The sequence below is a fragment of the Microcoleus sp. OTE_8_concoct_300 genome (assembly GCF_031383065.1).
Taxonomy (GTDB): Bacteria; Cyanobacteriota; Cyanobacteriia; order Cyanobacteriales; family Microcoleaceae; genus Microcoleus.
Genome location: NZ_JANMZH010000184.1, coordinates 1 through 10,878, shown reverse-complemented (window position 1 = coordinate 10,878; position 10,878 = coordinate 1). Strand labels below are relative to the sequence as shown.

The following is a 10,878-nucleotide window of genomic DNA, read 5'->3' as shown; positions in this document are numbered from 1 at the left end:
ATCTATAAAATCACTTAATTCTTGTAAATAGTGTTGCTCAGACATATTGCTTTTTTGCCGATTTCCAGTATACAAGTATTATTATACTCCCTAATTATTATAATTTATACAATTTTGCGACTCATTTAGGACTGCTATATTCACTCGGATGTTTGTAGGAATATTGGTGGCGACGAGCAGCGGGTTCACAGCATTTCTACTGATTGCAGTGCTATAGCCTTTCTCAGAAAGATGAGGTACGACTGGGCATAGGGCATAGGGCATAGGGCATAGGGCATAGGGCATAGGGCATACCTCACTTTTTTGAGAACCGCTATATCACTTTTAAGCATATTTTTCTACCTGTGTGGCTGTGTGCCTGATGTCAGCAAAATTAACTCAATTATTATTTGATCCGAATCAATAAATTTAAGGTAAATCTACCTTAAGGAGTACACAACAGTGTTTTTAAGTATCTTTTTTAAAAGACCTAAATTAAAGAGAGCTTGTTCTCTTTAATTTAGGTGTTGCTTTAAGGATAGATTATAAGTACAGTAGATTTAATTGTACTGATAATTTTAATAAGAACAAATACTCTTTTCAGTGAAGATAGATAAAATACGAAGTATCGACATTTAAAAATACCTTCAATAACTGCACTTTATAGCATATAAAACATACTGCGATAGCGAAATTTTGTAAATAGTTGTGTCAAGTCAAAAAATATTTAATTACTACAACAAACGAACTTTTAATAACATAATTTGAGAATCAATTGTATGAATCAAAATCAAATTAAATGGTTGGCCGCAGCTCTAATGCTAATAGACCACATCGGATTGATGCTTGAAGCAGAACCCATGCGTATCATCGGCCGCCTCAGTTTTCCGTTGTTTAGTTGGGTGTTTGCTCAAAACTGGAAACGACCGGGGGACAAAAATCCTCTAATTACTCGACTGATATTATTTGGGGTACTTTCTCAAGGACCTCATATGTTACTTTTTCGCAATTTGCAGTTAAACATCATGTTTAGCTTTGCCGTAGCAGCACTAACTTTGAGCTACATCCGACGCTTCGATCGCAAAATTGCAGTTTTAAGCACAGGTCTAGTAACTGCTCAAATTTTAGGAGTGAGTTACGGCTGGTATGCAGTGGCTTGCCCGCTATTGATGATTAGGTGGAAAGGAGGAGGCGATCGCCTTTGGTGGTTCGGCTGGACTATAGCAAATATCGCATATACAATTAGTTGCAAAAGCTCGATTCAAATTTTCGCCATATTCACACCGCTAGTTCTGGCATACTACGATACCTCTAAAGACCAAAAACCAACGGCTTTAGAAAAAAGATTTTTCTATTATTTTTACCCACTACACCTTGGGGGGCTAGCGGCACTGCGAACAATTGTCTAAATAAGACTGGGGATTCTAATTAGTTCATTGTTGATTTTTTATTTAAGCGAAGTACAACCGCGTCTCTGAGCGATCGCCCCCAGAAAAGCGCGATCGCTTTCTAAACTATATTGCCAACATTCAACTGACCGAGGCGCTTCAAAATACTCAGCACGCTGTACAAATCATTCCCCGGATTGAAAAGGTAAAACTTCCGAGAAAAAGCGTACTGTGCTGTTTCCCGCTTAACTAATTTGACAAATAGAAAATCTGCCCCATTCATTAACAATCCGTAAGTAGGTCGATCGGCACTCAGATTAGCTAACATATAAGCTAGTAACTGCGGTATGCCTACTTCCAAAGAAAACGCCGCTTGCTTGGACTCGATAACCACTACCCAAAACTCCTGAAACAAAGCCAAAACATCCAACTGTCCCCTGACAATAGTTCCTTCATCCTCGTCAACAATTTCTACCGATTTTTCGGAAGTAACGTGAAAAGGAGCAAGATAAAAATCAGCTAAATCCAAAAATGGAGAAAGCACTACCATTTTGACTGTATTTTCGAGAAGCGGGGGACGTTCCAGCAAATTCCTGTAACTTGCTTTCACTCTGTTTAGTCGCTCTTTTTCAGCTTCCGAGATTTCTGGTAAATCATCTTGCCACTCGCGAAATAAGTGGTCATCTTCGACTAACTCAATTCCAAATTTTGTTCTCAAGTCGTACATCGTGACATTTCGAGCTTTAATTGTTTGTACCATAGTCTCACACTAAGTTTAGGGTGTATACAGGTTATGTAAGCGGGTGGCCATCGACTAACTTCAAAATATGTGTTTTGCCTACTGCCTGCCTTTATTAGACTTACCAAGAAAAGCAAGGCTTGGGTAGGCAAGGCTACCCAAAATAATTATTGGTGAGGTCTAATAGCTCTTACTTTCCAAAACAGAAACTCTTTTTTCAAGTTCTAGCAGCCTCTGAATCATTGGTACATCTTCGACAGAATCTAGATGATATGCTAAAGCGCTAACTATCGCATCAGTTTGAGATATACCAGTTTGCTGAACATATCTTTTGAGCTTGTTAAAAAGATTTCGAGGAATTCTCACAGCTATTTGTGATTTTTTACTAGGAGGTAAACCCTTGAGTTTGGGTTCTACGCTTAATGGTTCTACTGCTTCAGTAGGATGATTTGCCGTGGCCGGGTCATCTACTCTGTAAAGTTCATAGTCATTTTCACGAAGTGTGAAAATCCGCCTGTGAAAATACTTGCGATTTCCTTCAACACACAGAGGAGGAGCATTGTCTTCTAATTCTGCGTATCCCACTAAGATTTGACCTTTCTGAAGCTCTGAAAGCAGTTTTTTAGAGATCCCTTTTTTGCTAAAAAACCCTACTTCGATCTCTCGGACCCAAGGCATTTTACTGATATCTTCAAGCCAGACAATTTTAGCTTCGTGTAGTAAAGTCTCGTCTCTGACAAAATCGCCCATAATTCTTACCTCTATGTCGATGATAATCAGATTAACACGCATGGCATTATATGGCAAACGCATGGCAAAAAAAATCTCAAAGATAACCGAGAGCCTTCGTAATTTTCACTCCTGCACCTTTGCCCTTTCCCAAAAACCCAAAAAATGTAACGAGTTGTAAAGTATAATTAAACCGAAGCGAACACAGAGGCCAAGTAGTATCAAATGCGAGTTGCGATCGCCGGAGCAGGCTTAGCAGGACTATCCTGCGCAAAATATCTTACCGACGCGGGCCACACCCCCATCCTCCTAGAAAGTCGGGACGTACTCGGCGGCAAAGTCGCCGCCTGGAAAGATGCAGACGGCGACTGGTATGAAACCGGCCTCCACATCTTCTTCGGCGCATACCCGAATATGCTCCAACTCTTCAAAGAACTTGACATCGAAGACCGGCTGCAATGGAAAGAGCACTCGATGATTTTCAATCAGCCGGAAACCCCCGGAACCTATTCCCGCTTTGACTTTCCCGACCTTCCCGCCCCCTTCAACGGCGTCGCAGCCATCTTGAGCAACAACGATATGCTCACCTGGCCCGAAAAAATCCGCTTCGGTATAGGTTTGATTCCGGCCATGCTTCAGGGTCAAAACTATGTCGAAGCAATGGACAAATACTCGTTTTCCGACTGGCTCAAAAAGCAAAACGTCCCCCCCAGAGTCGAAAAAGAAGTATTCATCGCCATGTCCAAGGCGCTCAACTTCATCGACCCCCACGAAATATCTGCAACCATACTGCTGACAGCCCTCAACCGCTTCTTGCAAGAGAAAAACGGCTCGAAAATGGCCTTTTTAGACGGTTCCCCCACGGAGAGGTTGTGCCAGCCGATGGTAGACTACATAACTGAACGCGGTGGCGAAGTCCGGCTGAATGCACCCATCGGGGAGTTTTTGCTCAACGATGACAACACGGTGCGCGGCTTCCACATTCGGGGAGTAAAAGGGGCAGAGTCAGAAATTCTGACGGCCGATATTTACGTTTCCGCGATGCCGGTTGACCCGCTGAAGTTGATGATGCCGAAACCTTGGGGCGAAATGGATTATTTCAAACAGCTCGAAGGCTTGGAGGGAGTACCCGTCATTAATGTACACTTGTGGTTCGATCGCAAGCTAACTGAAATCGACCATTTGCTGTTCTCGCGATCGCCCTTGCTGAGCGTCTACGCCGACATGAGCAACACCTGCCGCGAATATGCCAACCCAGACAAATCCATGCTGGAACTGGTTTTAGCACCGGCCAAAGACTGGATAGGCAAATCAGACGAAGATATCGTCGCAGCCACAATGGTCGAGTTAGAAAAACTCTTTCCCGATCAAATCCCCGAACCAGCCAAACTGCTCAAATATCACGTAGTCAAAACCCCACGTTCCGTCTACAAAGCCACTCCCGGACGCCAGCAGTGCCGTCCCACACAAACAACTCCCATTAGCAATTTCTATCTAACGGGGGATTATACAATGCAGCGTTATCTTGCGAGTATGGAAGGTGCCGTGCTTTCTGGTAAGCTGACAGCGCAGGCTATTTCAACGGCCAATAACCAATGAAAAATTAAGAATTTTTCATAAAGACGTAAAAAATCTCCCGTTTTCTAAACGGGGGAAAATCAGTTCTAATCTTTAAATTTCTTATTCTCGGATGCTGCAACTGTCAAAACTCCAGTGCATGAGAACTCTGGCTTCTGTGGATGACTCCTACGAACTGTGCCGCCAAGTCACCGCGAGTTATGCCAAAAATTTTTATTTAGGCACTCAACTCATGCCCGAAGCCAAGCGCCGGGCGATTTGGGCGATTTACGTCTGGTGCCGCCGCACCGACGAACTTGTAGACGGGCCGGGTTCTGATGCAACGACCCCTGAAACCCTCAATCTGTGGGAAAAACGGCTAGAATCTGTGTTTGCCGGCCATCCTCACGACGACTACGACGTAGCTTTGGTGGATACGCTGTCTCGTTTCCCGATCGACATTGGGCCGTTTCGAGAGATGATTGCGGGCCAGCAAATGGACTTGTACCGCAGCCGCTACGAAACTTTTGAAGAGCTCAATCTTTACTGTTATCGAGTAGCGGGTACTGTAGGGCTGATGTCAATGTCTGTCATGGGTGTAGGCGAATCGAGCACCGCTGCTAACTGGAATTGGCACTGGGGGAATAGAATTCCCAAAGAAGAAGCGATAGCCCTGGGTATTGCCAAGCAGTTGACTAATATTTTGCGCGATGTCGGAGAAGACGCCCGCCGCGGCCGCATTTACATTCCCTTAGAAGACTTAGCCTTGTTTAACTACACCGAAGAAGATTTATTCAACGGTGTAATTGACAACCGCTGGCGGGAATTGATGCGGTTTCAAATTCAGCGAGCTCGCAAATTATACGCCAGCGCCGAGCCCGGAATTAAAGTGCTCAGTCCCGATATCCGCTGGACTGTTTGGGCGGCTACTATGCTGTACAGCAGAATCTTAAATGCGATCGAACGCAATCAGTACGATGTTTTCCAGAAGCGGGCTTATGTTAGCAATTCTCAGAAACTGCTGTGTCTCCCCGCCGCTTGGCTGAAGTCAAAAGTTCTTTAGTCGCAGCCCGTATTGCTGGCGATTCGGCAACGGGTAAGGGGTATTTGTCAAGTTACAAATTATATCAATTCCGGTTGCACCGGAATGATGTTGACTGTTGACTGTTGACTGTTGACTGTGAATCAAACAACTGAAAATTGCGCCGAGATAGGTGGCGACTTGTAAAAATCATTCATGAATTGCCCTCTAATTTATCATTCCGATGCAGCCGGAAACGATATTATATGATGTCCAGGAAAGTGCATATTAGATTTGTAGGGACACGGCAGTGCCGTGTTCCTAGCTGTGTTGTGTTAATTTAAGTCAAATTTGTGGAGTAGCGGATCCAATTTTCAATTGGGCGATCGAACTTTCAAGCAATTGCTTTTCCTGCTGGAGTTTTGCTTCTAAGTTTTGAATTTGTTCCCGGCGGGCTTCAACTTCAATCAAGCGGCGAGACAATTCTTGACTCTGCAAAGTGAGAGATTGCCTCCACCCTTCTGCTTTTTGGGCTTCTTGCTGCAAAAAATCTGGAGTAAAGCCTGTTGTTAAATATTTCTCAACTAATTCTAGCACCCAGTTTGTAGCTGCTTGAATATGCAAAACCTTGCTATTTTCTCCAATATCTGCTAATACTAGCATCCCTTCATTTAAAACATTAGTTGCAGAGTTAATTGGATTTTGAGTAAAATCTTTCGGTAATGTCAAGAAACTTTCTTCAGTCAGAATAGCCCAAGTATCATCAGAAGTGTGGCAAGCCAGCAATTGCAGACTTATCTCCCCTAAAATTTCCTGATTTTGTACTTCTGCTAAATATAACATGAGGGTAATTAGTAATTGGTAATTAGTAATTGGTAATTGGTAATTGGTAATTGGTGATTGGTTATTTGTTGTAGGATTTGCGAGTTCGTAGGGTGGGGTTTTACAAACAATCTATGCCTGAAACTAATATCATGTCCGGTCGAGCGACCGCGATTTTTGTAGGGGCCCGTGAGCCAACAATACCTGCGAACAATCTCCAATCTCAAAAACCCGCCCCGACCGGGATATTATGGTTAATCGATCGGACATGATATAAATATCTCGTAAACCCGCCCCGGCCACTTTAGCAGCGCCAGCGGTAGGTGAGAGTCAATATTTTCATCGGAAAATTGGGTTTGAAACCCCGTCCTTTTAGGACGGCTTTACATTAATTTGAATCCCCTTCCGGGGTGGAGGGGTATGGTTGCCCTCCGTCGGGATATGGTTGTCCCGTTCTCATGAAGGAGTAGAAGAGACGACCTGCCAGGTCGTCTGTACTTCGCCAATGTTTTAAGAGCTTGTTAGGCTGAAAGCACTATCTCAGTGACCTTAAGATTGTTTAACTCTCAGCGACAGAGCTCTTGACTAGCTACGCATCCGCCCGGTGTCGTGACTCAAAAAACGTAGTCCGCGAAGGACTTAGGCTGGTCAGGATGGCTTTCTAGATTTCTCTTTCAAGCCTTATGCCTTTAGGCTAAGGTTCCTGACTGGGATTCCAAGATTTTTCGCCCTCACGCACCCTATAACTAAACTAAAAACAGTCAACAGTCAACAGTCAACAGTCAACACTCAACAGTCAACACTCAACAGTCACCAGTCAACTATTAAAACACCTTTAGCCGATCGCGCAAAATCTCCGCTTGTTTTTGGGCTTCCGCCAAAGCATCCCTCGCCCCCTGAACCACCTCAGGAGTAGCCTTATCCACAAACTTCTGATTAGTCAAACGCGCCGCAGTATGCTTAATTTCAGCTTCCACCTTACTCAACTTTTTTTCTAATTTAGCACGCAAAGCCGCCAAATCGACCACCCCAGCCAGAGGAATCAATACTTGCACAGTACCGACAACCCCAGCAATTGTCTGTCCCAAATCTGCATCCAAACTAGCAGTAACTGTCAGATTTTCGACTTTTGCCAAATCCTGAATGTAAACACCTCCATCAGAGATTATTTGTCGTTCTTTCTCGCTTTCGCTTTGCAAAATCGCCGTCACCTTCACACTGGGTTTGATATCCGAATCTGCCCGCAAATTGCGAATAGTGCGAATTGTACCGAACAACAACTCAAATTGCTGTTCCAAATCAGCATCAATTAGCGAGATATCAGCTTCAGGATAAGCTTGCAAAGCCAGACATTCATCCTCACCTGTTTGAGTCAGAGTGTGCCAAATCTCCTCAGTAATGTGTGGCATAAAAGGATGCAGCAGTTTCAGAATCCCTTCCAACACAAAAGCAAAAGTTTGCTGTGCCACTTTCTTAGAATTTGGTTCAGCATCCTGTTGCAAGCGAGACTTGACTAACTCAATATACCAGTCACAGAAATCGCCCCAAATAAACTCATAAAGTCCCTTCGCCGCTTCCCCCAAACCGTAACTTTCCAAACAATTGCGGCTTTGTTGCACAACTTGATAATAGCGAGAAAGAATCCAGCGATCGCACAATTCCAACCCTTCTTCTCTCCCTCCCTCAGTCAGGGCGAGTTGGGGGGGGTGAGGAATTCCCAACTGCTGCGGCGTCTGTCCCTCCAAATTCATCATCACAAACCTAGCCGCATTCCACAACTTATTCGTGAAATTCCGCGAAGCTTCCACCGATTTCGATTCATCAGTTTTGCGATCGTACTCCATGCGAATATTTTGACCTGCCCCAACCACTTCCTTCACCAAAGTGTAGCGCAAAGCATCAGTACCGTACTTGCCAATCAACAGCAGTGGATCGATACCATTATTTTTACTCTTAGACATTTTCTGACCGTTTTCATCCAACACCAAACCGTGAATGTAAACAGTATCAAAAGGCATCTTTCCAGTAAAATGTCCGGCCATCATCGTCATTCTAGCAACCCAGAAAAAGATGATATCAAAACCTGTAACCAAAGTAGTTGTCGGATAGTAAAACTCCAAATCTTTAGTTTCGTCAGGCCATCCCAGAGTTGAGAAAGGCCACAACCCGGACGAAAACCAAGTATCCAATACATCTGGATCTCTTGCTAACTGCACGTCATTACCAAATTTAGCCGTTGCTTTTTCCCTAGCTTCCGATTCAGTTTTCGCCACCACAAACGGCGTCGTGTCAGTAATTTCTCCTTGGGTTTCGCTAACAGCATACCAAGCCGGGATTTGGTGTCCCCACCACAATTGTCGGGAGATGCACCAATCCTTCAGCTTCACCAACCAATCCCGATAAACCTTTGTCCATCTGTCAGGAACAAAGACTGGCGAGTTACTTTTATCTAATGCTTCTAAAGCGCGTTTAGAAAGAGGATCTATCTTCACAAACCATTGCGTAGATATCAAAGGTTCGACCGGAACCTTGCCGCGTTCGCTGTAGGGAACTGTATGCTTATAATCTTCTATTTTAACCAAAGCCCCGTCAATTTCTAAGCGCTGCACCACATTTTTCCGGGCAACAAATCGGTCTTGTCCCTGGAACTCTCCGGCATTTTCATTTAAAGTGCCGTCCTTATTCATAATGTTAATAAACGGCAAGTTGTGACGCTTACCCATCTCGAAGTCATTCGGGTCGTGGGCGGGAGTCACCTTGACACAACCAGTTCCGAAAGTCGGATCGACAAACTCATCAGCAATGATTGGGATTTCGCGATTCACGATCGGCAAAGTCACAGTTTTACCGATAAGATGTTTGTAGCGATCGTCCTGTGGATTCACCGCCACCCCAGTATCCCCCAACATCGTTTCCGGCCGAGTCGTCGCCACCTCCAAATAACCAGAACCGTCCGTCAAAGGATAGCGGAAATGCCACAAATGCCCGTCAACTTCCTGCTGGTCTACCTCCAAATCCGACACAGCAGACTGACTGGCCGGACACCAATTCACCAGGTAATTGCCGCGATAAATCAGCCCCTCATCGTACAGGCGGACAAACGCTTCTAAAACCGCAGCGGATAAGCCTTCATCCATCGTAAAGCGTTCGCGCGACCAATCGACAGACACGCCCAAACTGCGTAATTGATTAGTAATAGTATTGCCCGATTCAGCTTTCCACTCCCAGGCCCGTTCCAAGAATTTTTCTCGGCCTAAATCGTGGCGAGTTTTGCCTTCTGCTTTGAGTTGCTTTTCGAGAATAGTTTGAACTGCGATGCTAGCATGATCCGTTCCCGGCAACCACAGGGTATTGCGTCCAGTCATGCGGTGATAGCGGACGAGGACATCAATCAGCGTCTCTTCAAAAGCGTGTCCCATGTGGAGGCTGCCGGTGACGTTGGGCGGCGGAATGACTACGCAGTAAGGTTCGCCGCCGGCTTCTGGGTCAGCTTTGAAGGTTTGGTTGTCTTCCCAGTATTTTTGCCATTTGGCTTCGGTGGCTTGGGGGTCGTATTGCGGGGGTAGGTTTGCGGTCATTGGCGAGAGGGTGCAGGTTTTATATTAAGATTGTGCCACAGGAGAGGGAAGAGAAGAGGTTTGAACCGCAGAGGGCGCAGAGGGCGCAGAGGGAAGAGTGTGGGGAGGGTTTTGGATTATGATTGTGATTATTGGTTTGAGAAGAGGAGAGAAGAGTGTTGGAAGATGATCTGAATGAGTTGACTTATGCTGTGATTGGGGCGGCGATGGAGGTTCATAAGGAGTTGGGGCCGGGGTTTTTGGAAGCGGTATATGAGAATTCGTTGCGTGAAGAACTCTCGCGCCGGGGAATTCCTTTTCAACCTCAACCTACAGTAAATGTAACCTATAAAGGTGTGGTGGTTGGGGAAGGCAGATACGATATGCTGGTTGCCAACACCCTCGTTGTTGAATTAAAGTCAGTCCAAACTATACTTCCTATCCATGAGGCTCAAGTTATCTCCTACCTCAAAATGACTGGTTATCCTCTAGCCATTCTCATCAACTTCAATGTCCGCTTTTTAAAAGAAGGAATCCGCCGCCTCATCCTCTCCTAACAAACCCTCTCATCCCTCTCCTCTCTGCGCCCTCTGCGCCCTCTGCGGTTCATTCCTCTTAATATCTTTAATTATTTCACCTCCTTATAATCCACCCCATAACTCGTATCTCTCCCCGACAAATACGTCGTTTTTCCCGTTAAAGTCTCCAAAGTTTGTTTCGTTTCACTCGAAGTAATCGAATTCAGCGGCACGCCGAACTTGCTAGCCAAACCAGCCGCCACGCCCACACCTTGTCCTTGATAAATATTCACCGTCGCAATTCGCCCGACAGATACCGCCATACCCACCGCCTCATCCTCTCCTAACAAACCCTCTCATCCCTCTCCTCTCTGCGCCCTCTGCGCCCTCTGCGGTTCATTCCTCTTAATATCTTTAATTATTTCACCCTGGGGGGGTGACAACCCGCCTGAAACCCATAGTTAGTAAGGATTGAGCCTACTTGTGGTAAAAAAAGATAGGCAGCAGAATTGTTACACGCTTGCCTATCCAAAACAATAATGATACCAACATTCTACCTCATTCATTT

9 protein-coding genes are annotated in these 10,878 nt (G+C 45.1%); 4 read left to right on the top strand and 5 right to left on the bottom strand.

Features of this window, described 5'->3' with window-relative positions; genetic code table 11:
* The first annotated feature begins 758 nt into the window (after positions 1-758).
* Positions 759-1,388 carry a TraX family protein gene (locus ACUVJL_RS09155; RefSeq protein ID WP_445245554.1) on the top strand — a complete coding sequence of 210 codons (630 nt, stop codon included), beginning with the start codon at positions 759-761 and terminating at the stop codon, positions 1,386-1,388.
* Between the two features lie 100 nt (positions 1,389-1,488).
* Here the strand turns inward: ACUVJL_RS09155 and ACUVJL_RS09150 are convergent, their stop codons facing one another.
* Positions 1,489-2,127, bottom strand: coding sequence for a restriction endonuclease subunit R (locus tag ACUVJL_RS09150; protein WP_445245553.1), 639 nt, complete (start codon positions 2,125-2,127; stop codon positions 1,489-1,491).
* Between the two features lie 159 nt (positions 2,128-2,286).
* Positions 2,287-2,919, bottom strand: coding sequence for a DUF6009 family protein (locus ACUVJL_RS09145; RefSeq protein WP_445245552.1), 633 nt, complete (start codon positions 2,917-2,919; stop codon positions 2,287-2,289).
* 141 nt (positions 2,920-3,060) lie between these two features.
* Here ACUVJL_RS09145 and pds point away from each other — a divergent pair, with 141 nt between their 5' ends.
* Both pds and crtB read left to right on the top strand, forming a co-directional pair.
* A complete protein-coding gene (pds, locus tag ACUVJL_RS09140) occupies positions 3,061-4,434 on the top strand; it encodes a 15-cis-phytoene desaturase (RefSeq protein WP_333464784.1) in 1,374 nt (457 codons plus the stop codon).
* A 91-nt stretch (positions 4,435-4,525) separates the two neighbouring features.
* Positions 4,526-5,455 carry a 15-cis-phytoene synthase CrtB gene (gene crtB / locus ACUVJL_RS09135; RefSeq protein ID WP_445245551.1) on the top strand — a complete coding sequence of 310 codons (930 nt, stop codon included), beginning with the start codon at positions 4,526-4,528 and terminating at the stop codon, positions 5,453-5,455.
* A gap of 303 nt (positions 5,456-5,758) precedes the next feature.
* Here the strand turns inward: crtB and ACUVJL_RS09130 are convergent, their stop codons facing one another.
* Positions 5,759-6,256, bottom strand: coding sequence for a hypothetical protein (locus ACUVJL_RS09130; RefSeq protein WP_445245550.1), 498 nt, complete (start codon positions 6,254-6,256; stop codon positions 5,759-5,761).
* Positions 6,257-7,059: 803 nt separating this feature from the next.
* Positions 7,060-9,813: a valine--tRNA ligase gene (locus ACUVJL_RS09125; protein WP_445245549.1), complete on the bottom strand. Its 2,754-nt coding sequence runs from the start codon at positions 9,811-9,813 to the stop codon at positions 7,060-7,062.
* 155 nt (positions 9,814-9,968) lie between these two features.
* Here ACUVJL_RS09125 and ACUVJL_RS09120 point away from each other — a divergent pair, with 155 nt between their 5' ends.
* Entirely contained in the window at positions 9,969-10,349 is a 381-nt protein-coding gene (locus ACUVJL_RS09120; RefSeq protein ID WP_445245548.1) for a GxxExxY protein, read from the top strand.
* A 71-nt stretch (positions 10,350-10,420) separates the two neighbouring features.
* On the opposite strand, the gene ACUVJL_RS09115 is transcribed toward ACUVJL_RS09120, so the two are convergent.
* Positions 10,421-10,660 carry a hypothetical protein gene (locus tag ACUVJL_RS09115; RefSeq protein ID WP_333125866.1) on the bottom strand — a complete coding sequence of 80 codons (240 nt, stop codon included), beginning with the start codon at positions 10,658-10,660 and terminating at the stop codon, positions 10,421-10,423.
* Positions 10,661-10,878 lie beyond the last annotated feature (218 nt).